The following is a 22227-nucleotide window of genomic DNA, read 5'->3' on the forward strand; positions in this document are numbered from 1 at the left end:
CGGTGCACAGGTGAGTTCGGGAGGGCGGGAACTCCCACCGGGCGGCGACGGCGGCGGCCCGGACGCCCCCGAGGCACAGACCGTGTCGCTGGCCCGCCCGGTGGAGATCGGCGACGAGCTGGGCTGGGACGCGTCGGCGTGGGCCGAGGTGCACACCCGCGCGCAGCGGGCGGGGCGGGCGTACGTCTGGCTGAACCTCGTCGAGCAGCGGCTGCGGGCCGTCGTCGCGTCGGTGCTGCGGCCGATCTACGAGCCGGTGCACGGCGAGGAGTGGGTGGTGGCCGCGGCGGGCCCGGCGGGCCAGGAGTGGGTGCAGCGGGCCGTCGCGGTGCGCGAGGTCAGCCGGCGCAAGGGCTACGTCCTCGACCCGGCCGACGACGACCTGCTGTCCTTCCTGACGCTGCCGCAGCTGCGCGAGCTGATCGTCTCGCACTGGCCCTGCTACGAGCCGTACTTCGACGGACGGCGGGAACTGGAGCTGGCCCTGGACGAGCTGGAGGTGGCGCGCAGCGCCGTCTCCCGCAACCGGGCGCTGTCGCCCGCGGTCCTGGCGCAGGCCGAGCGCACCTCGCAGCGGCTGCTGCGGATGCTCGGCGCGCGGGGCGCGCCGTCGGGGCGGCGGCTGCCGGTGGACGCCGTGGAGGAGCTGGTCGGGGACCGGTTCGCCGACGTGGTCGGGGTGCACCCGGACCGGGTGCGGCTCCAGCGCAGGCTGCCGGCGGAGGACCTGTTCGGTTCGGCCCGCCGCATCGACGCCATCGGCATAGGGCTGAACCTGCTGGTGCAGAACTACTCCGGCCGGCGGCTGGTGCGGCTCGCGGACTCCGGCTGCCGCATCCGGCTGCTGTTCCTCAACCCGGCCAGCAGCGCGGTCCGGCGGCGGGAGCGGGAGCTGGGGATCAAGCGCGGCGAGCTGAGCCGCGCGGTGGAGATGAACATCCTGCACGTGCGGCGGGTGCGCGCCCAGGCTCGGGACGCGAACGCGTTCCGCATCCACGTCTTCGACGAGACGCCGCGCTTCACCGCGTATCTGGTCGACGGCGACGGCCCCGACGGGCTGGCGGTCGTGCAGCCCTACCTGCGGCGGGCACGCGGGATGGAGTCACCGGTGCTGGTGCTGCGCGGCGGCGGGCGCCACCTCGTGGCGGACGAGCCGCCGGACACCGAGGACGGCGGGCTGTTCGGCACCTACCGGGAGGAGTTCGAAGCGGTGTGGGGGGATGCCCGGCCGGTGTCGTGAACGCGGAAGCAGGTTGCACGAGACGTATCGTCTCGCTTAGGGTCAGGGCCATGCCCTCGACCGGCCCTGCCTCCGCCCGCCCCGCCGCCCCCGCCCACATCGCCATGATGAGCATCGCCGCCCACGGCCACGTGAACCCGAGCCTGGAGGTGATCCGCGAACTGGTGGCCCGGGGCCACCGCGTCACCTACGCCGTCCCGCCCGCCTTCACCGGCCTCGTCGCCTCGGCCGGGGCCCAGCCCCGCCCCTACACCACCACGCTCCCCACCGACCAGGACCCCCAGGCGTGGGGCACCGAGCTGATCGACCACATCGAACCGTTCCTCGACGACGCGGTCCAGGCGCTCCCGCAGATCGCGGACGCCTACGCGGGGGACGAGCCCGACCTCGTCCTGTACGACATCGCCTCCTACCCCGGGCCCGTGCTGGCCCACCGCTGGAAGGTCCCCGCCGTCCAGCTCTCACCGGCGATGGTCGCCTGGGAGGGATACGAGGAGGAGGTCGCGGAGCCGCTGTTCGCCGCACTGCGCACCAGCGAGCGCGGCATCGCCTACTACGCCCGCTTCCGCGCCTGGCTGGAAGCGAACGGCCTGCCCGGCACCGACCCCGACCGGTTCACCGGCCGCCCCCGCCGCTGCCTCGCGCTCATCCCGCGCGTCCTCCAGCCGCACGCCGACCGGGTGGACCCGGCCGTCTACACCTTCACCGGACCGTGCCAGGGCGACCGGGCCCACCAGGGCGACTGGCGGCGGCCCGAGGGGGCCGGACGGGTCGCCCTCGTCTCGCTCGGCTCCGCCTTCACCCACCAGCCCGCCTTCTACCGGGCGTGCGTCCGGGCGTTCGCGGAACTGCCCGGCTGGCACCTGGTCCTCCAGATCGGCGCGTTCACCGACGAGGCCGCACTGGGGGAGCTGCCCCCGAACGTGGAGGTGCACCGCTGGGTGCCGCAGCTGCGCGTCCTGCGCCAGGCCGACCTGTTCGTCACCCACGCGGGCATGGGCGGCAGCCAGGAGGGGCTCGCCTGCGGGGTCCCGATGATCGCCGTACCGCAGGCCGCCGACCAGTTCGGCAACGCCGACACACTCACCGCCCTCGGCGTCGCGCGCCGCCTGGACACCGAGGACGCCACCCCCGAAGCCCTCCGGGAAGCCGCTCAGGCCCTCCTCGGCGACCCGGGCCTGCCCGCCCGCTTCGCCGCCGTCCAGGAGCAGCTCCGCGCCGAGGGCGGCACGCGGCAGGCCGCCGACCTGATCGAGGCGGAGCTCCCGGCCCCGCGCGGCTGACCGGCCCCGCGCGGCTGGCCGGCGCGGCCTCGCGGCCGGTCGCCGCCGCCCCCGTGACGCTCAGGAACGCTCGAAGCGGCTTCGGAACGGGTACTTCCACTCCAGGAAGGCGCGCACGGTCCGGTGGACGGCCTCCCGTCCCTCGCCCGCGGTGTCCACGTCGTTCAGGCAGAAGAAGTCCACCTCCTCGCCCGCCCTCAGCCGCTCCAGGCGCTCACGCACGTCCGCCCTGCCCACGTCGACGTAGCGGAAGGCGTAGTCACCGGCCACGGCGCGGCCGGTGACGGTGGCCCAGTAGTGGTGGAACGTCGCCGCCGTCGCCACGTCCGTCGTGGCCCGGAACCTCGACCGCACGGTGTCCTCCAGCTCCGCGAAGCCCGCCTCCGCGATCTCCCGCATCACCGCGCGGATCTGCGGATGAGGGGTGTGCAGGAACTTGTGCGTGATGAAGCGGCCGTGGTGCTGCTGCATCAGCCTGCGCACGTTCTTCCCCGCCGAGTTCGGCGCGGGCTCCAGCGGATGCGGCAGCCCCAGGCCCAGCTTCAGCGGCGAGAAGGGCACCTTCGCGATCCCGCTGCCGTGGAAGAAGTGCCCGGCCGTGACCGGGCGGTTCACGAAGACGTCGTCGTTGAAGTAGAGGTAGTGGTCGGACAGGCCGGGGATGTGGTGCAGGCGGGTCTCGATGGCGTGTGAGTTGAAGACCGGCAGGACGTCCTCGGGGAAGATGTCGCGGTGGTCGACGACGGTGATGCCCTCGGCGTCCGCGTCCAGCCAGTGCGGCTTCTGCCCGTCGGTGACCAGGTACACGTGCCGCACGAACGGCGCGTACATCTCCAGCGAGCGCAGCGAGTACTTCAGCTCGTCGTGACTGGTGTAACGGGACATGCCCGTCTCCCGCTCGGCGATGCCGCCCGCCGCCCCCCGGTGCGCCGCGCGCTTGGCGGCCAGGGCCTCGTCCTCGCCGTCCACCCACGTGTAGACGACGTCGATGGGGAAGCGCACCGCGTCCGCCTCCGGCTGGGCGAAGGCGTCGAAGGTGTCCACGGCACGCCCGGCGATCCGCACCACACCCGGCTTCTGCGCCTCGGCCGGCACGACCTCAGAGACGCGGTTGCGGCGCGGCGCGAGCAGGGCGTCGGGGAACGCGTCGGCCAGCTGGCCGCCGGGCACCGACAGCCACAGGTCCGCCCGGCGGGCGGCATCGCCCGCCTCCTCGCCGCGCACCCAGAACTCGACGTCGCAGCCTCCGTCGAGACCGGCCAGCACCTGCCCCGCGGGCCCCAGCCGGACGGTGCCCACCCGCAGCACGTCCGCCCGGCGCACCCCCTTCGGCAGCCGTCCGTCCGCCCACAGAGCGGCGGCGGTGACGCGGTCCCCCGCGCCGACCGCACCCGCGTAGGCGCAGCCGCCGGCCAGCTCCCGGGCCGCGGCGGCCAGGAAGGCCGGGCGGTGCCGGCGCTCGACCCCCACCACCCGGCGCCACGGCGACGCGCCCGGCACCAGGAAGTAGGGGATGCCCGCGGCGTCCAGCACCCCGGCGACCAGCACCAGGTCCTCGTCGCGGGCCCCCGCCGCCGTGTAGCCGTCCACGGCCCGGCCGAGCAGGCGGTGCGGGCCGACGGCGACGGGCCGGACGTCCCCCAGGACGCGGCGCGCCGACGCACGGCGCGCAGCGGTGCGCGCCGACCAGCCCAGCGCCGCCGAACGCACCCGGGCCTCCCGGGCCGTCTGCCTGGCCGCACGCAGCCCGGGAACCGCGCGGAGCGCCCGCTTCCACCCCACGGCGTTACCGGTCCGCCGGTATCTCGAAGGAGCTGGGGAACGGGAAGTAGTTCTCCAGGAACGCGTGCATGCGGACGTTCACGGCTTCGCGCTGCTCCTCGGGCACGTCCACGTCGTTCAGGCAGAAGAAGCTGAAACGCCGGGTGCGCTGGAGCTCGACCAGCCGCTTCTCCGCGTCGTCGCGGCTGATGTTGACGTACCGGAAGTTGTACTTCCCCGGAATGCCCTTACCGGTGAGCAGCGCGTACTGGTAGAGCAGCGGAGCCGTCAGCGCGATGTCCTGGGGGGAGCGGAAGCGCGAGGCCGTGGTGCGCCGGATGTCCTCGGGGAACATCTCCTCCAGCTCGGCCAGCGTCGCGCGCTGCTGCGGCAGCGGCGTGTGCATGAAGTTGTTCGTGGTCAGGCGCCCGAACCTCTCCAGCAGCAGCGCCCGCACGTTCTTGCTGGCGGAGTTGGTCGCCGTCTCCTCCGCGTGCGCCTTGCCCGCGCCGATCTTCAGCGGGGACACGGGGACGCGCATGACGCCGCTGCCGTGGAAGAAGTGCTCGGGCGTGACCGGGCGGCCCACGAAGACGTCGTCGTTGAAGTAGAGGTAGTGGTCGGACAGGCCGGGGATGTGGTGCAGGCGGGTCTCGATGGCGTGTGAGTTGAAGACCGGCAGGACGTCCTCGGGGAAGATGTCGCGGTGGTCGACGACGGTGATGCCCTCGGCGTCCGCGTCCAGCCAGTGTGGCTTCTGCCCGTCGGTGACCAGGTACACGTGCCGCACGAACGGCGCGTACATCTCCAGCGAGCGCAGCGAGTACTTCAGCTCGTCGTGACTGGTGTAGCGGGAGGCGTTCGTCTCCTTGTCCAGGATCTCCGCCGTGCCCTGGCCCTTGTACCGGGCGCGCTTGAGGCGCATCGCCGGTTCCTCGCCGTCCACCCACGTGTAGACGACGTCGACGGGGAAGTCCACGTCGGTGACCGTGGGACGGGTGAAGGGCTCGAACGTCGGCACGTCCCGGCCGCCGATCACGGCGGCGGCGGGCTTCTGCTCGTCGACCGACAGCACGTCCGCGACGCGGTTGCGCCGGGGCGCCACCAGCGACCGCCCGAAGACGTCCTCGGACGCCTGCGGCTGCACCTTCGCCAGCTCGGCCGCCCCGTCGGGCCCGGCCAGCAGCTCGGCGCCGTCCTGCCAGAACTCCACGTCGCAGCCCAGCTCGGGCCCGCCGAGCACCTGGCGCGCCGGGCCGAGGTACACCTCGCCCACCCGCAGCACCGGCGCCTTCGGCAGCGCCGCCGGGAGCCTGCCGTCGAGGCACAGCGCGGGGTTCTTCAGACCCTGGCCGCTCAGCGGCTGGCCGATGTACACGGCCGTCCCGCTGTTCTGCCGCTCCAGGGCCTGAAGGAAGCGCGCCCGGTCGCGCACGTTGACGCCCACGGTGTGCCGCACCTTGGAGAAGCCCGGCACGAGGAAGTACGCCGCCTTCGCCTCCTCCAGCGCCCGGACGACGATGTCCAGGTTGCCCGCCGCGGCCTCGGCGGCGGCGAAGCGCGTGACCTCGCGGCCGTACAGCTCCTGACCGCCCAGGAGGACGCGGCGCAGGTCCTGCCGGGTGGCGGCGGCCCTGCGGCGGTTGCGTATGGAGCGAAGCTGCCAGGCCTGCTCGGCTGCTTTCCGCTGGACGCGCGGACGCATCCGGCGCGCGAACGAACGTACGGTCACACTCTTCCCTCTCTACCGCCTCGGGGCGGGCGGGGGTGTACGGCTGTGGTGGCCCGGTCACCGGCCACCGCGTACGTCATCCGCGTCCGGGGGCCCCGGGACATCCCGTGCGCCGCCCCTTCGCACCCCGGGCGCGTTTCGGCCTGTCGCAGAATAACCCCTGCGTGACCTCAACCCGAATTGCAGCTTAACGGGCGCTTATCTCCGCCCGTAAGCCGCGGCGCCCCCGTACGCCGGTGGTGCGCGTGCGGGGCGCGCGGGCCGGTTCAGGGCCGCGGCACCAGCACCACGGCGTCGCCGTCCGGCCGCTCCCCGGCGGCGTCGCTCGGCCGGGACACCAGCGCGCCGTCCACCACCATCGTGGTGGAACCGCCGCCGTCCAGGTTGAGGGCGTCCACCGCGCCGAGCGCGCGCATCACGCCGGCGGTCTCGGTGATCGTCAGCCCCACGCCCCGGCCCGGCACGTGCCCGTCGGCCGTGAGCAGGATCACCTTCCCGTCCGCCGTGACGCCCGCCGCCGTCCGCGGGTTCCGGCGCAGGTACCAGTCGTTGTAGAAGGCGGCCCGGTCGGCGCCCAGGACGTCCCGCGGGCTCCAGCCGTCCCGGACGGGGTCGAGCGCCACCTCGCCGTCGCGCAGCAGCAGCGGGCCCCCGTTGACCACCGACGTGCCGGCCGCCGGGGGCAGTGCCCGGCCGGTCTCCGCGTCGAGCACGGTGCGGCCGACCCGCAGGACGGCGCCGGGCACGGCGTGCGTCCGCAGCCAGTCGGCGCTCGTGCCCGTGCCCTGGAGCAGCGTGCCCGAGGACGGCACCGCGCCGCCGCGCCCCTCGCGGACGGCCGTCACCCGCCCGCCGCCGTCCAGCACCGCCTGGTAGCCGGTGCCGGAGGGCGCCGTGCCGCCGAAGGCCGCCGTGAGCGCGACCAGCTCGTTGGCGTTCCCGCACGTGTAGTCGTGGGCCGGCGTCCGCATCGGGGTCGCGTCGCCCACACCGCCGCAGTTGGCGATCAGCCCCGCCTGCCGGTTCAGCCCGGTCACCTGCCGCTCGGCGCCACCGGCCGTGCGGACGGACAGCCGGGTGCGCAGCCGCCGCACCGCCGCCCCCTCGCCGGAGCCGGACGGCAGGACGAGCGCGGGCCGGTCGCCCACGGCCTCGGAGACCAGCTCCCCGTCCACGACGGAGATCCCCGCGAGGTCGCCCTCCGTCCCGGCCACCCAGGGTCCCGGCTCGGTCCGCGAGCCGAGGACGAAGTACCCGCCGTTGACCGCGGCGAGCGCGCCGGTGCGCCGGGCGATCGACGAGACGCGCTCCCGTCCGGGCACCTCGCCCTGGGCCAGCTCGGCGGCGATCCGCCCGTCGAACTCCTCCGGGTCCACCACGAGCACGTCCAGCGACCACGGGCCGGAGGTGGGGTGGCCGTCCGTGGGCACGCTCTGCACCTTGGCGCCGACGCCCGCGGCGCGCAGCGCCTGCCTGGTCCGGTTCGCGGCGGCCTCGTCCGCGTACCGGCCGACGCGCACCATCCAGCCCAGCGGCCGCCGCGCGTCCCCGGCCGGGTCCGGACCGGCGGCGGCGTCCCGCCGCGGGGTGTACCCCGCCGCCCGCACCCGCTGCTCCAGCTCGCGCACCTCGGCCTCGGTGGTGCCGAAACCGGCCGTCACCGTCCAGGGCGCCCCCGACGGCGTGTGCCCGCGCTCGATCGTCGTGTGCGTCACCCCGGGGGCGACGTCGCGGACGGTCCGGCTCTCCTCCAGCGTGTCCGGTCCGAGCGGCAGTTCCTCCGCGACCGCGGGAACCGGCCCCGCGGACCGCGCGACGCCCGCGGGGGCCGTGGATGGTGCCGGTGCTGCCGCACACGAGGTGGCGAGCAGTGCGACCGCGAGGGCGCCCGGTACGGTCGCCCAGCGGCTACCCGGAAGCTTTGTCACGTTTGTCTCCCTCTCGAACCGACAGCGCAGCGTATCCGGCCTGGTCAGGGCAGGAGACACGAGGTGGCTCCTGTCATGTCCACTGCCCATGATGCGCCCGGCGGCTGAGCACCGGGTAGCGGCTGCCCGGCCCGGACGTGAACGGGGCGGGCGGGGGCCCGGCGCGTTCATGCGCTGTCGGTGGGCTTGGCTAGGCTGCCACCATGACGCGGTACGTGGCGCTGTTGCGGGGGATCAACGTCGGCGGGCACCGGAAGGTACCGATGGCCGAGCTGCGGACGGTGCTGGAGGGGCTCGGCTACGGAGAGGTCCGCACGTACCTCCAGAGCGGGAACGCCGTCTTCGACGCCCCGGGGCCGAACGCCGCGGCGGTGCGGGAGGAGACCGAGGCGGCGATCGCGGCCCGCTTCGGCTTCCCCGTGGACTGCCTCGTCCTGACCGCGCCCGGACTGCACGGCACCGCCGCCCGCTGCCCCTTCCCCGCCGCGGGGCTGGACCCGGCCAAGGTGCTGGTGCTGTTCGCCGGGGAAGAGCTGGACGCGGCCCGCCTCGCCGCCATCGACCCCGCAGCCCACGCGCCCGACGTGTTCGAGACGGGGGAGCGCGAGGTGTTCTGCTGGTTCCCGGACGGCATGGGCCGCAGCAGGCTCCCCGACGCGGTCACCTCCGCCCTGCGCGGCACGGTTCTCACCGGCCGCAACTGGCGCACCGTCACCAGACTCCGCGAACTGGCCGCACCCGCCACCTGACCGATGGCGAGTGTGTCCCTCCACGAGCCAGAACGTCCCTCGGTTCGCCGTAGCGACCACCGCGGGCGGGCGACAGCCCTCTACGGGAACGACGCAGCCCATTGGAAGAGAGCCTTTCTGATGTCAGAGCTGGTCGAGTTCGACGACTTCGCCCAGATGGAGATGCTGCTCCGTGCCGGTATGGAGCTCAAATTCGTGCTTTCAGCTGACGCGGACGTGCTGAACGGGAGTCCGATATACGCGTCGGCGCTGAATCACCTTCGCGAAGCTCTGATCTCCGGATTGCGTTCGAGCTCAACGCCAGGGCGAGCGCAGGGACAGGCTGACTGGTATCAACTTTCGCAGCATCAGCATCGCTGGCAGCTCATTGCTCGACGAGTTGTGCTGTATCCGCATTGGCGTGACCTGACAGCAGGCGAAATGCGGGACTGGATCGAAACGCTGGCAGCGCCACTCGCAGTGGACGATGGGACGCTGGAAGCCATCAAGGCGGTAGCCGAAGAGATGCTTGATGGTCACTGACGGGAACACTCTCCGACAGTTCAGTCGAGGCCCCACCGGATGTGTTTCCGGTGCGGCCTCAGGCTCCGGCCGGTGAGTGCACAGGGGAGGACGGGCCCGGCGCGCGCGTGGTCAGGGGGTGCCCGGGGCGTGCCGGGCGCGGTGAGGCCGTCGGGGGTCGTCCGGTCCCCGCGCAGGACGGCCGCGCCCGGCGGCGCGGCGCGGGCGGTGTCAGGCGGTGAGGAGCTGCGGGCGGTGTGCGCGGGCCTCGTCGTAGCGGCGCAGCAGCAGCCGGGCCACCTCCGGGGCGTCGCCCAGGACCGGGGCGAGCAGGTCGGCGCCGGCCTCCCGGGCGCCGCGCGCGATCCGGTCCGGCAGGAAGCCGGGGGCCAGGACGTAGGGGGCCACCGCCACACGGCGGACACCGTCCGCGCGCAGGGCGCGGACGGCGTCCGCCGTGCGGGGCGGTGACGCGGAGGCGAACGCAGGCCGCACGGCGCACCAACCGGTGGTACGCCGCCACTCCCGCGCGGTTTCAGCGATCGCTGCGATCGCCTCCGGGTCCGAGGAGCCCGCCGAGGCCAGGACGACCCCGGTCGAGCCGATGTCGCCCGCGCGCAGCCCGGCCTCCCGCAGCCGCCGCTCCAGTGCGGCGGTCAGCAGGGCGTCGGGGCCGAGCACACCGGCCTGGTGGACGGTCAGCCGCGGCAGCCGGGGCAGCGTCTCGCGCAGCACCCCGGGGATGTCGCTCTTGGCGTGGAACGCGCGGGTGAGCAGCAGCGGCAGCGCCACCACCTCGCGGCTGCGGCCGCCCGCCCCGGCGTGCAGCCGGGACAGCACCTGCGGCACCGAGGGGGCGTTGAAGTCGAGGTGTCCGGTCTCCACCGGCAGGCCGGGCCGCAGCGCCCGCACCCGGTCGCACAGGCGGGCGACGGTCGCGGCATGGCGCGGGTCGCGGCTGCCGTGGGCGATGACGAGCAGGGTGGGGGAGCGCATGGGGAGGTCTTCCGTTTCCGTCAGCGGCCGGTGAGGCCCCGGCTGTGCAGGACGCGGCGTTCGAGCGGGGTGAACAGGGCGGACTCCACGAGGACGCCCACCGCGAGGATGAGGGCGACGGCGGCGAGCACCCCGCTCATCGACTCGGCGGCGTTGCCCTCGGCCAGCATGCGGCCGATGCCCGGCAGCGGTGTCGCGGTGATCAGCTCGGCGGTCATGAGCGCGCGCCAGCCGAACGTCCAGCCCTGCCGCAGCGCGGAGATGAGGCCGGGCAGCGCGGCGGGCAGCAGGACGTGCAGCGCGCCGCGCGAACCGGTGGCGCCCATCGAGTGTCCCGCCCGCAGGAGCAGCGGCGGCACCTGGTTGATGCCGGCCGCCACCCCGACGGCGATCGACGGGACGGCGCCGAGCAGGACGACGGCGTACACGGCGCCCTCGGACGGGCCGAGCGCGATGACGGCGACCGGGACGAGGGCCGCGGCGGGCAGCGACTGGAGCGCCGAGAGCACCGGGCCGAGGACGGTCCGCAGGGCGGCGACGCGGGTCAGCAGCACCCCGAGCGGCACTCCGAGCGCCGCGGAGGCGGTGAACCCGATAAGGCAGCGCAGCACGCTGTGTCCGAGCGCGGGCAGCAGCGTGCCGTCCGACAGGGAGGCGGACAGCTCCCCGGCGACGGCGCCGGGGGAGGGCAGCCGCGCCGACCAGCCGAGGGTGTGCACGAGCTGCCACAGCACCAGCACGGCGGCGAGCGCCAGCAGCGGCGGCGTCGCCTTGGCCAGGGCGCGGCGGGACGCTTCGACGGCGGCGGGCTGGGTCTCCAGCGCGTCGAGCCCGGAGGCCATCTCGTCGGAGTCGTCGCAGCCGTCGGCCCCGGGGGCGCCACCGGGACCGCGCGGGTCCTCGGACGCGTCCCCCGCGCCCCCCGCGCCCCCCGCGGCCGGACCGCCGCCCGGCCGTCCGGCCTGCGCGGCGTCAGTGGCGGGCATGGCGCACGATCTCCTGGTGCAGGTGGCCGGTGATCTCCCGGGCGAGCGAGGTGACGCCCGCGTCCTCGATGCGGCGCGGGTAGGGCAGGTCGACGTCCCACTCGCGGGCGATCCGCCCGGGACGCGAGGACAGCAGCACCACGCGCTGACCCAGCCGGACGGCCTCGCGCACGTTGTGGGTGACGAAGAGGACCGTCAGCTTCCGCTCGGACCACACCCGCGTCAGCTCCTCGTGCAGCAGGTCGCGGGTGATCGCGTCCAGCGCGGCGAACGGCTCGTCCATCAGCAGGACCTCGCTGCCCTGGGCCAGGGAGCGGGCCAGCGCCACCCGCTGCCGCATGCCGCCGGAGAGCTGGTGCACCCGCTTGCCGTACGCGTCCGGCAGCCGCACCAGGTGCAGCAGCTCCTCGGCCCGCTCCCGCCGTTCGGCCTTCGCCACCCCGGCCAGGCGCAGCGCCAGTTCGACGTTGCGGCCCGCGCTCAGCCACGGGAACAGCGCGTGGTCCTGGAACATCAGGGCGGGCCGTCCGAACGGCACCCGCGCCTCGCCGGACGTCGGCTGGTCGAGACCGGCGACGAGGTTCAGCAGCGTCGACTTGCCGCAGCCCGACGCGCCCAGCAGGCACACGAACTCACCCGGCGCGGCCTCCAGCGAGACGTCGTCCAGCACGAGCTGCTGCGCGCCCCGGCGCCCGAACGCCTTGGAGACGTGGTCGAGGCGCACCGCGTACGGCGCGGGCGGCGCGGCGGCCGCGGCGGACGGGCCCGGCGTGGCGACGGATGCGGGGGCGGGGGTGGCGACTTTCACGGGCACGGAGGGTGTCCTCTCGTCGTGCGCCACCCGGCGGGGCGGCTACGGCAGGTGAGAAGGGACGTACGGGTGGGCCGCCGGGGGCGGCGCCGGTGGTGCGGGCGTCGGCGGCGGCGTCACCGGCGGCATCGCCCGATGCCGCCCTGGCCGCTGCCGAGGAGGCCGCTGCCGACGCGGACGCCGCGCCGGTCGAACGTCGCGTAGGCGCCGCGCCCGGCGGGCGCGGCCGGGCCGGTCACGCCGGCCGTCCGGGCCATGTCAGAAGTCCCAGTCCGCGTCGTCGGCCCGCTCGGGCCGCCCGTCCGCCGCCGCCTCGGCGAAGGCGTCACCGGCCATGCCCGCCGTCAGCGTGCTGCCGTCGGCCGGATCGACGAGGAGGAACGATCCGGTGCGCCGGGAGTCGGCGTAGGCGTCGACGGCCAGCGGCTCGGCGGTGCGCAGCACCACGCGGCCGATGTCGTTGGCCACCAGCTCCCCGGGCTCCGGGTGCTGGGAGAGGTCGCCGAGGGTGAGCCGGGACGGGATCTGCTTGACGATGGCCTTGACCGTGCGGGTGGTGTGCTTGAGCAGCACCCGCTGTCCGACGGTGAGCGGCGCGTCGTGCAGGTGGCACACGGTCGCGGTGAGGTCCTGGCTGGTGGCCACCGTGGCGTCCGCCGGGGCGATGAGGTCGCCGCGCGAGACGTCCAGGTCGTCCGCGAGCCGCAGCGTCACCGACTGGGGTGCCCACGCGACGTCCACGGAGCGCCCGAGCGCGTCGATGGCGGTGATCGTGGAGCTGCGGCCCGAGGGCAGCACGGTGACGGCCTGGCCCACGCGCAGCACGCCGGAGGCGAGCTGGCCCGCGTAACCGCGGTAGTCGGGCAGCTCCGGGGTCTGCGGACGGATGACGTACTGCACGGGGAAGCGCGCCACGTCGTCCGTCGGGTCGTGGGTGACCGGCACCGTCTCCAGGTGCTCCAGGACGGTGGGGCCGCCGTACCAGTCCATGTGCGCGGAAGGCGTCACCACGTTGTCGCCGATCAGGGCGGAGATGGGGACGGCGGTGATCTCGGGGACGCCGAGGGAGGCCGCGTAGGCGGTGAACTCCTCGGCGATGTCGGCGAAGACGGGCTCGGCGTAGTCCACCAGGTCCATCTTGTTGACGGCCAGCACCACGTGCGGCACCCGCAGCAGGGCGGCGACGGCCGCGTGCCGCCTGGTCTGCTCGACGACGCCGTTGCGGGCGTCCACCAGCACCACGGCCAGCTCGGCGGTGGACGCGCCGGTCACCATGTTCCGGGTGTACTGCACGTGCCCCGGGGTGTCGGCGAGGATGAACCGGCGGCGCGGGGTGGCGAAGTAGCGGTAGGCGACGTCGATGGTGATGCCCTGCTCGCGCTCGGCGCGCAGCCCGTCGGTGAGCAGGGCCAGGTCCGGTGCCTCCTGGCCGCGGTTGCGGGAGGCGTGCTCGACGGCTTCGAGCTGGTCGGCCAGCACCGACTTGGAGTCGTGCAGCAGCCGTCCCACCAGGGTGGACTTGCCGTCGTCCACGCTGCCGGCGGTGGCGAAGCGCAGCAGCGAGGTGGCGGCGGTGTGGTCCGGCGCGCCGGCCGCCGTCGTGCTCGTCTGGCTCATCAGAAGTACCCCTCGCGCTTGCGGTCTTCCATCGCCGCCTCGGACAGCTTGTCGTCGGCCCGGGTCGCGCCGCGCTCGGTCAGCCGGGAGGCGGCGATCTCCGCGATGACCTTCTCGATCGTGTCGGCGTCGGAGTCCACCGCGCCGGTGCAGGACATGTCGCCGACGGTGCGGTAGCGCACGAGCCGCTTCTCGGCGCGCTCGCCCTCCTTCGGGCCGCCCCACTCGCCCGGCGCGAGCCACATGCCGCTGCGGGCGAACACCTCACGCTCGTGCGCGTAGTAGATGGCGGGCAGTTCGATCTCCTCGCGGGCGATGTACTGCCACACGTCCAGCTCGGTCCAGTTGGACAGCGGGAAGACCCGCACGTGCTCGCCGGGCGCGTGCCGCCCGTTGTAGAGCTGCCACAGCTCGGGCCGCTGGCGGCGCGGGTCCCAGCCGCCGAACTCGTCGCGCAGCGAGAACACCCGCTCCTTGGCGCGGGCCTTCTCCTCGTCGCGCCGCCCGCCGCCGAACACGGCGTCGAAGCGGCTGGTCTCGATGGCGCGCAGCAGCGGCACCGTCTGGAGCGGGTTGCGGGTGCCGTCGGGGCGCTCGCGCAGCTCGCCGCGGTCGATGAACTCCTGCACGGAGGCCACGTGCAGCCGCAGCCCGTGCCGGGCGACCGTGCGGTCGCGGTAGTCGATGACCTCGGGGAAGTTGTGCCCGGTGTCCACGTGCAGCAGCGCGAACGGCACCGGCGCGGGCGCGAACGCCTTCAGCGCCAGGTGCAGCATGACGATGGAGTCCTTGCCGCCGGAGAAGAGGATCACCGGCCGCTCGAACTCGCCCGCCACCTCGCGGAAGATGTGCACCGCCTCGGACTCCAGCGCGTCCAGGTGGGTGAGCGCGTACGGGCTGTCGGTCGCCTCGGCGAGCGCGGCCGCGGTCGTCATGCCAGTCCCCTCTCGGTGAGCAGCGCGTGCAGCGCCGCCGCGGAACCCTCGATGGTCTGTTCGTGCGCGGCGATGCGCAGGTCCGGGGCGGCGGGCGCCTCGTAGGGGTCGTCCACCCCGGTCAGTCCGGAGATCTCCCCGGCGGCCTGCCTGGCGTACAGGCCCTTCACGTCCCGCTGCGAGCACACCTCGACGGGGGTGGCGACGTGCACCTCCAGGTACGGCGTCCCCGCGCGCTCGTGCCGCTTGCGCACGGCCTCGCGGCTGTCCGCGAAGGGTGCGATCACCGGCACGAGGGCGGTCACGCCGTTGGACGCCAGCAGTTCGGCCACGAAGCCGATCCGCTGCACGTTGGTGTGCCGGTCCTCCCGGGAGAAGCCGAGACCCGCGGAGAGGAACTCGCGGATCTCGTCCCCGTCCAGCACCTCGACGCGCCGCCCGGACCGCGCCAGCAGCCCGGCCAGCGCGCGGGCGATCGTCGTCTTGCCCGCGCTGGGCAGGCCGGTCAGCCACACCGTCGCGCCGCGCCCGCTCGCGTCGCTCATCTTCGCTCCCTGCGTTCCGTCCGTGGTCACCTGTGCCGCCATCAGCCGTGCAGCCCGCACTCGGTCTTGCCGCTGCCGGCCCAGCGCCCGGCGCGGGCGTCCTCGCCCGCCAGGACCCGGCGGGTGCAGGGCGCGCAGCCGACGGAGGCGTAGCCGTCGTCCAGCAGCGGGTTGGTCAGCACCCCGTGCTCGGCGACGTAGGCGTCCACGTCCGCCTGCGTCCAGCGGGCGATGGGGGAGACCTTGACCTTCTGCCGCTTCTCGTCCCAGCCGACGACCGGGGTGCCCGCCCGCGTCGGGGACTCGTCGCGGCGCAGGCCCGTGGCCCAGGCGTCGTAGCCCTTCAGCCCCTCCTCCAGCGGGCGCACCTTCCGCAGGGCGCAGCACAGGTCGGGGTCGCGGTCGTGCAGCTTCGCGCCGTGCTCGGCGTCCTGCTCGGCGACGGTCTGCCGGGGGGTGAGCGTGATGACGTTGACGTCCATGACGGCCGCCACCGCGTCCCGGGTGCCGATCGTCTCGGGGAAGTGGTAGCCGGTGTCCAGGAACACCACGTCCACGCCGGGAAGGGCGCGGGAGGCGAGGTGCGCGACGACGGCGTCCTCCATCGAGGAGGTGACGCAGAACCGGTGGCCGAAGGCGCCGGCCGCCCAGCGCAGGATCTCCAGCGCCGGTGCCTCCTCCAGTTCCCGTCCGGCACGCTCGGCGCGTTCCCGCAGGTCGGTCGCGGTGGTCATGCGGTGCCCCCTTCGCTGTCGTCGGTGCGGGCGAAGCCGCGGGAGAGCAGGCCGAGGAAGGAGAGCCTGAAGGCCCGGTTGCAGGCGCCGCACTCCCAGGCGCCGTGCCCCTCCTCGGACGGCCGAAGGTCCTCGTCGCCGCAGTACGGGCAGTGGTACGGCGCGGCGCGCTCGCTCACGACAGCGCCCCCTCGTCGGCGCGTGCCGCCCACTGCGCGAAGCGCTCGCCCTCGGTGCGCTGCGCGGAGAAGTTCCGCAGGACCCGCTCGATGTAGTCGGGCAGCTGGTCGGCGGTGACCTTCAGGCCGCGCACCTTGCGCCCGAAGCCCGGCTCCAGGCCGAGCGAGCCGCCCAGGTGCACCTGGTAGCCCTCGACCTGGCGGCCCGCGTCGTCCAGGACGAGCTGGCCCTTGAGGCCGATGTCGGCGACCTGGATGCGGGCGCAGGAGTTGGGGCAGCCGTTGATGTTGATGGTGACCGGCTCGTCGAACCCGGGCAGGCGCCGCTCCAGCTCGTCGATGAGCGAGTGGCCGCGGCCCTTGGTCTCGACGATGGCCAGCTTGCAGAACTCGATGCCGGTGCAGGCCATCGTGCCGCGCCGGAACGGGGAGGGCCGGGTGGTCAGGTCGAGCGCGTCCAGCTCCTCGGTGAGCGCCTGGACCTGCTCCTCGGGCACGTCGAGGACGAGCATCTTCTGCTCGACGGTGGTGCGCACCCGCGCGGAGCCGTGCGCTTCGGCGAGGTCGGCGATCTTGGTGAGCGTCGCGCCGTCCACCCGGCCCACGCGCGGCGCGAAGCCCACGTAGTAGCGGCCGTCCTTCTGCCGGTGCACGCCGACGTGGTCGCGCCAGCGCTCCACCGGCTGCTCGGGGGCGGGCCCGTCGGCCAGCCTGCGGCCCAGGTACTCCTCCTCCAGCACCTGCCGGAACCGCTCCGGGCCCCAGTCGGCGACGAGGAACTTGATGCGCGCCCGGGTGCGCAGCCGCCGGTAGCCGTAGTCGCGGAAGATGCCGACGACGCCCTCCATGACGTCGGCGACCTCCTCCAGCGGCGTCCAGGCGCCGAGCCGTACCCCGATCTTGGGGTTGGTGGACAGGCCGCCGCCCACCCACACGTCGAAGCCGGGGCCCAGCTCCGGGTGGACGACGCCCACGAAGGCGACGTCGTTGATCTCGTGCGCCACGTCCAGCAGCGGCGAACCGGAGACGGCCGTCTTGAACTTGCGCGGCAGGTTCGAGTAGGCCGGGTTGCCGACCACGCGGCGGTGGATCTCCTCGATGGCCGGGGTGCCGTCGATGATCTCGTCGGCGGCGATCCCGGCGACCGGCGAGCCGAGGACGACGCGCGGGGTGTCACCGCACGCCTCGGTCGTGGACAGGCCCACGCCCTCCAGGCGGCGCCAGATCTCCGGCATGTCCTCGATGCGGATCCAGTGGTACTGGATGTTCTGCCGGTCGGTGATGTCGGCGGTGCCGCGCGCGAACTCCTGGGAGATCTCGCCGAGGACGCGCAGCTGTCCGGTCGTCAGCCGGCCGCCGTCGATGCGGACGCGGAGCATGAAGTACTCGTCGTCCAGCTCCTCCGGCTCCAGGATGGCCGTCTTGCCGCCGTCAATGCCGGGCTTGCGCTGGGTGTACAGGCCCCACCAGCGCATGCGGCCGCGCAGGTCGGCCCCGTCGATGGAGGCGAAACCGCGCTGGGCGTAGACCGTCTCAATGCGTGTCCGCACATTGAGACCGTCGTCGTCCTTCTTGGTCTGCTCGTTCGCGTTCAGCGGGGTGAAGTGTCCCTTGGCCCACTGGCCTTCGCCGCGGTGGCGTCCGGTCTTGCGGCGCTTCGGGGCGGCGGCTGGCTTGGGCGTGTCGGCCATGGTGGCTGGTCCTTCGGGGGCTGACGGGCAGGGTGCGGCGCCCGCCCGGCTGCGCGCGGGCAGGCCGGTGGAGCGGCACGGGGAAGTCAGGGGGTGGCACGCGCCCGCGGCGGTGGGGGCGACGTGCGGTGCGGCGGTGCTGTGACTGTCAGCCCGCCGGACAGATGGCGCTGGACATGCGGCCGAAGTCGACGTGTCGTCGGCTCACCAGGAGGGTTCCAGCTGTGGACATGACGGAAGCGTCGCACGCGGTCGGGAAGTCAGTCCACCGTAATCCAGGATGCGGACAACACTGTCTCGGTCAGCGGACGGGTGTGGCGCCGGTCACACCGCGTGCCCCGGTCGGCGGGGCGGGCACCGGGTCAGCCGTGCGCGCCCGGCCAGGGTCCGGGCGGGGGAACGTACGGCTCGGCGGCGGTGCGGACGTCGAACACCGTGAAGCCCCGCCGCTCGTAGTTGGCCCGCGCGTGCGGACCGTCCTTGCTGCACGTGTGCAGCCACACCCGGCGGGTGGGCTCCCGGCCGGGCCAGCGCCCGGCGAGGTCCCAGGCCCGCGCGGTGCCCCGGGACAGCAGGAGCTTCCCGGTGCCCCGGCCGCGGAACGCCGGCAGCAGCCCGAAGTAGCTGATCTCCACCACCCCGTCCGGCTGGGCGTCCAGCTCCAGGTAGCCCGCCGGGGTGCCGTGCTCCCACGCCACCCACGTCTCGGTGCCCGGCCGTTCCAGGAACGCCCGCCACCGCGCGTGGGACCAGTCCAGCCGGTCCGTCCACGTCACGTCCGCGCCCACCGCGGTGTACAGGAACCGGCTGAACTCCGGGCTCGGGACCTCCGCCCGGACGATCCGCACCCCGGAACCGCCGTCCGCCTCCCGGACGGGGCGCAGGTCCTGCGGCGAGGTCTGCTCCAGGGACCAGGTGGTCACGCTCACGCTGGTGCCGGCGGCCTTCTCGGCGTCCGGGGGCGGGGTGCTGTTCATCCCGTCATCCCATCACGGCGCCCACGAAGGACCGGGCGGCCGGGCCGCCGCCCGCGCCCGTCCGCTCAGGTGCCCGCCGGGCACACGCCCCTGCCCAGTGACCGGGCCGCCGGGTCGAGGTAGAAGTTCGGCCGCAGGTGGCTCTCGTCGTAGTACCGGTGGTACACGGGCGTGAGGCCGCCGGAGACGGGCGGCACGATCCAGCTCCAGTCCGCCGGGACCGTCCGGCCGAGCGCCTCCTCCCGCGCCAGGTGCGTCAGGAAGCGCTGCGACTCGGTGTGGTGGTCGGTGATCCGCACCCCCGCGGCGGCGAACGAGTGCAGCACCGCGACGTTCACCTCCACCAGGGCCCGGTCCCGCCAGAGCGTCGTGACGCTGCTCGTGTCCAGGCCGAGCCGTTCGGCCACCACGGGCAGCAGGTCGTAGCGGTCGGCGTCGACGAGGTTCCTGGCGCCTATCTCCGTCCCCATGTACCAGCCGTTGAAGGGGGCCAGAGGGTAGTCCACGCCGCCGATCCGCAGCCGCATGTTGGAGATGGCCGGTACCGCGTGCCAGCGCAGGCCCAGTTCCGCGAACCACGGGTGCTCGGGATGGCGCAGCGGCACCTCGGCGACCAGTTCGCGCGGCACGTCGAACAGCCGCGGCCCCTCGTGCGGCGTCTCCACCACCAGGGGCAGGACGTCGAACGGCCCGCCCGGCGCCTGCCAGCCGAGCTCCCGCACGGTCTCGGTGAAGCCGGTGTAGGCCGCGTCCCCGGTGGTGCCCCCGTCGGCGTCGCGGTAGCCGGCGTAGCGGATGAGCTGGTCGTTCCACACGCGCGGCGCCCGGCGCGACGGTGTGTCCGGCGCGAAGACGGAGATGACGGGCCGCACGCGCCCGTCGTTGGTGGCCTGCCGCAGGTGCTCGCACAGGTGGGTGTGGATCTCCGCGGCGGACGTCGCGGAGCGCCGGTCCAGCACCCGCAGGCTGCGCCAGTACATGCGGCCGATGCAGCGGGCGGAGTTGCGCCAGGCGACGCGGGCGCCGAACTCCAGCTCGGGTCCGGTGTGCCGGTAGGTGCCGGCCGCCTCCACGTCGGCCCGCATCCGCGCCAGCCGCCGGCCGAGCGGCAGCGGCTGCCCGGGGTGCTCCTGGTAGAACTGCCGGAGGAAGTCCTCCGCCTCGGCGGTGTCGGCGACCGGTCCTTCCGCCGGAGCGACGGCCGTGGCGCCCGCCCCCGTCCCCGCCGGGCAGGTCGCGGGTGCGGTCGCCGGGTGGTGTGCGCGGTCCAATGAGACTCCCTCGGGTGCGGCGCGGCGGGGGCGGTCGCCCCGTGTCGGGGCACGGGCGCCCCCGGGCGGAGCGGGACGCTCCCGTTCCGCCCGGCCCACACCCTAGAGTGCTATCCGGCCACCGGGGTGCAGATGTCGAGGAGTTGGCCGTTGGGGTCCTTCACGAGCATGCTGCGCTGTCCGTAGAAGGTGTCCCGCGGCGGCGCCACGATCTCCCGGCCCTGCTCCCGCGCGGCCCTGTGCACCGCGTCCACGTCGTCCACGACGAAGGTGAGCACCGTCCCGGAGGGGGCCGTCCGGTAGGGCTCGGGCACCAGTTCGTGATCGCGGCGCCAGATGCCCAGTTCGTGACGGGGGTCGTCGGGGTCCTGGAGGCTGACGAACCAGTCGCTGTCGTACACCACGGACAGGCCCAGCAGCCCGGAGAAGAAGTCCCTCGTCTCGGGAAGCCGGTCGGACAGGATGCTGGCGAACGCGCGTTTGATTGCCATGGGCGCCATGCTAGGAAGCGGCGGCCGTCCGGCACGGGACGGCGCCACCGGGCGTGTCGCCCCGGTCCGCCGGCGGCCCGGCGCGCTCACCCCGCCTGGGGCCGGGCGCGGCGCACGACGGCCGCGAGGCCGAGCCCGCGCGGCAGCGTGCCGAAGGCGGCGCCCCCCTCGCGGCCGAGCCGGGAGGCGCAGAAGGCGTCCGCGACCGGGGACGGCGCGTGCCGCACCAGCAGCGCGCCCTGGAGCACCAGCGCCATGCGCTCGACCAGGTGACGCGCCTGGTCCTCGGCGCCGCCGAGGTCGGCCAGCTGGACCAGGAGGTCCTTCACCGCACCGTCCAGCCGGTGGTCGGCGCCGCGCGCCGCACCGATCTCGCCGAGGAACGCCTCCAGCACCCCCGGCTCCCGCTGGAGCGCCCGCAGCACGTCGAGGGCCTGGACGTTGCCGGACCCCTCCCACACCGAGTTCAGCGGCGCCTCGCGCAGCAGCCGGGGCATGCCCGACTCCTCCACGTACCCGTTGCCGCCCAGGCACTCCAGCGCCTCGGCCACGAGCGGGGTGCACCGCTTGGTCACCCAGTACTTCGCGGCGGGCACGGCCAGCCGCAGCAGCAGGCGCGCCCCCGCGTCGCCCGCCCCCGCGGCGTCGTACGCGGCGGCCAGCCGCATGCCCAGCGCCGTCGCGGCCTCCGACTCCAGCGCCAGGTCGGCGAGCACGTTCTCCATCAGCGGCTTGTCGATGAGCGGCCCGCCGAAGGCCGAGCGGTGCGCGGCGTGGTGGGTCGCCTGCGCGACCGCCTGGCGCATCAGCGCGGCCGAGCCCAGCACGCAGTCCAGCCGTGTCGCGGCCACCATCCCGATGATGGTGGCCACCCCGCGCCCCTCCTCGCCGACCCGGTGCGCCAGGGTGCCGCCGTCGAACTCGACCTCGGCCGAGGCGTTCGAGCGGTTGCCGAGCTTGTCCTTCAGCCGCTGGAGGCGGAACGGGTTGCGGGTGCCGTCCTCCAGCACGCGCGGCACCAGGAAGCAGGTCGGTCCCGCGTCCGCCTGGGCCAGCACCAGGAACGCGTCGGACATGGGCGCCGAGCAGAACCACTTGTGGCCGCGCAGCGCGTACAGGCCCTCCTCGGCCAGCGGCTCGGCGCGCGTGGTGTTCGCCCGCACGTCCGACCCGCCCTGCTTCTCGGTCATGCCCATTCCGGCGAGCGCGCCCGCCTTGCCGGAGGCCGGGCGCAGCCCCGGCTCGTAGGAGCGCGAGGTCAGCAGCGGCTCCCAGCGCTCCGCGAGCCGCGGCTCGGCCCGCAGCGCCGGGACGGCGGCGTGCGTCATGGACACCGGGCAGCCGTGCCCGGCCTCCACCTGCGACCAGACGACGAAGGCCGCCGCCCGGCGCAGGTGGCCGTCCGGCCGCGCCCAGGCCGCCGTCAGGCCCGCGCCGACCGCGCGCTCCAGGAGCTGGTGCCAGGCCGGGTGGAAATCGACCTCGTCGATCCGCCTGCCGTACCGGTCGTGGGTGCGCAGCCGCGGCGGGTACTCGTTGGCGAGCACGCCCCACTCCTGCGCCCGCGCCGAACCGGCCTCCCGCCCCAGGGCGGACAGCTGTGCCCGCACCTCGTCCGCGCGCCCGGGCGCCACCTGCCGGGCGACGGACTCCGCGAGCGCGGCGTCGGCCGAGAAGACGTCGTACTCCGCGAGCGGCGGCACCTGGTTGGTGACGGCGTGCGTGGCGTGCGGCACGGGCGGGGCGGGGGCCGGGGAGGAGGCCGCGTCGGCGGGGGAGGGCATGGCCCACACAGTAGGC

21 protein-coding genes are annotated in these 22227 nt (G+C 74.5%); 4 read left to right on the top strand and 17 right to left on the bottom strand.

Translation table 11 applies throughout. The features are described from left to right. Window positions 1-10: 10 nt before the first annotated feature. Complete coding sequence (locus V1J52_RS01240) at window positions 11-1240, top strand: DUF5919 domain-containing protein (protein WP_330137624.1); 1230 nt, start codon at window positions 11-13, stop codon at window positions 1238-1240. A gap of 50 nt (window positions 1241-1290) precedes the next feature. Further along, window positions 1291-2523 carry a macrolide family glycosyltransferase gene (locus V1J52_RS01245; protein WP_330137625.1) on the top strand — a complete coding sequence of 411 codons (1233 nt, stop codon included), beginning with the start codon at window positions 1291-1293 and terminating at the stop codon, window positions 2521-2523. Window positions 2524-2583: 60 nt separating this feature from the next. Here V1J52_RS01245 and V1J52_RS01250 read toward each other — a convergent pair whose 3' ends face one another. The 3 genes from V1J52_RS01250 to V1J52_RS01260 all read right to left on the bottom strand — a co-directional run bounded on the left by V1J52_RS01250 (window position 2584) and on the right by V1J52_RS01260 (window position 7944). After that, window positions 2584-4305 (bottom strand): stealth family protein, encoded by a 1722-nt coding sequence (locus tag V1J52_RS01250; protein WP_330137626.1) that lies wholly within the window; start codon window positions 4303-4305, stop codon window positions 2584-2586. 4 nt (window positions 4306-4309) lie between these two features. After that, on the bottom strand, window positions 4310-6016 hold the full coding sequence (locus tag V1J52_RS01255; RefSeq protein WP_330137627.1) for a stealth family protein: 1707 nt from the start codon (window positions 6014-6016) through the stop codon (window positions 4310-4312). A 266-nt stretch (window positions 6017-6282) separates the two neighbouring features. Continuing rightward, a complete protein-coding gene (locus V1J52_RS01260; RefSeq protein WP_330137628.1) occupies window positions 6283-7944 on the bottom strand; it encodes a phosphodiester glycosidase family protein in 1662 nt (553 codons plus the stop codon). A 203-nt stretch (window positions 7945-8147) separates the two neighbouring features. Here V1J52_RS01260 and V1J52_RS01265 point away from each other — a divergent pair, with 203 nt between their 5' ends. Together V1J52_RS01265 and V1J52_RS01270 are read left to right on the top strand one after the other, a co-directional pair. Next, a complete protein-coding gene (locus V1J52_RS01265) occupies window positions 8148-8693 on the top strand; it encodes a DUF1697 domain-containing protein (protein ID WP_330137629.1) in 546 nt (181 codons plus the stop codon). A 120-nt stretch (window positions 8694-8813) separates the two neighbouring features. Continuing rightward, window positions 8814-9215 (top strand): hypothetical protein, encoded by a 402-nt coding sequence (locus V1J52_RS01270; protein ID WP_330137630.1) that lies wholly within the window; start codon window positions 8814-8816, stop codon window positions 9213-9215. Between the two features lie 210 nt (window positions 9216-9425). Here the strand turns inward: V1J52_RS01270 and V1J52_RS01275 are convergent, their stop codons facing one another. From V1J52_RS01275 to V1J52_RS01340, 14 genes are all read right to left on the bottom strand, one after another. Then, a complete protein-coding gene (locus V1J52_RS01275) occupies window positions 9426-10190 on the bottom strand; it encodes a sirohydrochlorin chelatase (protein WP_330137631.1) in 765 nt (254 codons plus the stop codon). 20 nt (window positions 10191-10210) lie between these two features. Continuing rightward, window positions 10211-11176 carry an ABC transporter permease gene (locus tag V1J52_RS01280; protein ID WP_330137632.1) on the bottom strand — a complete coding sequence of 322 codons (966 nt, stop codon included), beginning with the start codon at window positions 11174-11176 and terminating at the stop codon, window positions 10211-10213. Continuing rightward, a complete protein-coding gene (locus V1J52_RS01285; protein ID WP_330138084.1) occupies window positions 11163-11900 on the bottom strand; it encodes an ABC transporter ATP-binding protein in 738 nt (245 codons plus the stop codon). The genes V1J52_RS01280 and V1J52_RS01285 overlap by 14 nt, the downstream gene beginning before the upstream one ends. Window positions 11901-12103: 203 nt before the next feature. Further along, window positions 12104-12244, bottom strand: coding sequence for a hypothetical protein (locus tag V1J52_RS01290; RefSeq protein ID WP_330137633.1), 141 nt, complete (start codon window positions 12242-12244; stop codon window positions 12104-12106). 1 nt (window position 12245) lies between these two features. Continuing rightward, a complete protein-coding gene (locus V1J52_RS01295) occupies window positions 12246-13604 on the bottom strand; it encodes a sulfate adenylyltransferase subunit 1 (protein WP_330137634.1) in 1359 nt (452 codons plus the stop codon). Next, on the bottom strand, window positions 13604-14539 hold the full coding sequence (cysD, locus tag V1J52_RS01300) for a sulfate adenylyltransferase subunit CysD (RefSeq protein ID WP_330137635.1): 936 nt from the start codon (window positions 14537-14539) through the stop codon (window positions 13604-13606). Before cysD ends, V1J52_RS01295 begins: the two co-directional genes overlap by 1 nt. Then, entirely contained in the window at window positions 14536-15084 is a 549-nt protein-coding gene (gene cysC, locus V1J52_RS01305) for an adenylyl-sulfate kinase (protein ID WP_330137636.1), read from the bottom strand. Before cysC ends, cysD begins: the two co-directional genes overlap by 4 nt. A gap of 41 nt (window positions 15085-15125) precedes the next feature. Beyond that, a complete protein-coding gene (locus V1J52_RS01310) occupies window positions 15126-15818 on the bottom strand; it encodes a phosphoadenylyl-sulfate reductase (RefSeq protein WP_330137637.1) in 693 nt (230 codons plus the stop codon). Next, on the bottom strand, window positions 15815-15997 hold the full coding sequence (locus V1J52_RS01315) for a hypothetical protein (RefSeq protein ID WP_330137638.1): 183 nt from the start codon (window positions 15995-15997) through the stop codon (window positions 15815-15817). Before V1J52_RS01315 ends, V1J52_RS01310 begins: the two co-directional genes overlap by 4 nt. Further along, complete coding sequence (locus tag V1J52_RS01320) at window positions 15994-17688, bottom strand: nitrite/sulfite reductase (RefSeq protein ID WP_330137639.1); 1695 nt, start codon at window positions 17686-17688, stop codon at window positions 15994-15996. The genes V1J52_RS01315 and V1J52_RS01320 overlap by 4 nt, the downstream gene beginning before the upstream one ends. A gap of 362 nt (window positions 17689-18050) precedes the next feature. Beyond that, on the bottom strand, window positions 18051-18665 hold the full coding sequence (locus V1J52_RS01325; protein ID WP_330137640.1) for a GNAT family N-acetyltransferase: 615 nt from the start codon (window positions 18663-18665) through the stop codon (window positions 18051-18053). A 65-nt stretch (window positions 18666-18730) separates the two neighbouring features. Beyond that, the gene (locus V1J52_RS01330) at window positions 18731-19936 is read right to left on the bottom strand and encodes a nitric oxide synthase oxygenase (RefSeq protein ID WP_330137641.1); all 1206 of its coding nucleotides are present in this window, start codon (window positions 19934-19936) and stop codon (window positions 18731-18733) included. A 110-nt stretch (window positions 19937-20046) separates the two neighbouring features. Beyond that, window positions 20047-20427: a VOC family protein gene (locus tag V1J52_RS01335; RefSeq protein ID WP_330137642.1), complete on the bottom strand. Its 381-nt coding sequence runs from the start codon at window positions 20425-20427 to the stop codon at window positions 20047-20049. Between the two features lie 86 nt (window positions 20428-20513). Then, on the bottom strand, window positions 20514-22211 hold the full coding sequence (locus tag V1J52_RS01340) for an acyl-CoA dehydrogenase family protein (protein ID WP_443075676.1): 1698 nt from the start codon (window positions 22209-22211) through the stop codon (window positions 20514-20516). Window positions 22212-22227: the final 16 nt, after the last annotated feature.

Origin of the sequence: Streptomyces solitudinis (assembly GCF_036323765.1) — a bacterium.
Classification (GTDB): Bacteria; Actinomycetota; Actinomycetes; order Streptomycetales; family Streptomycetaceae; genus Streptomyces.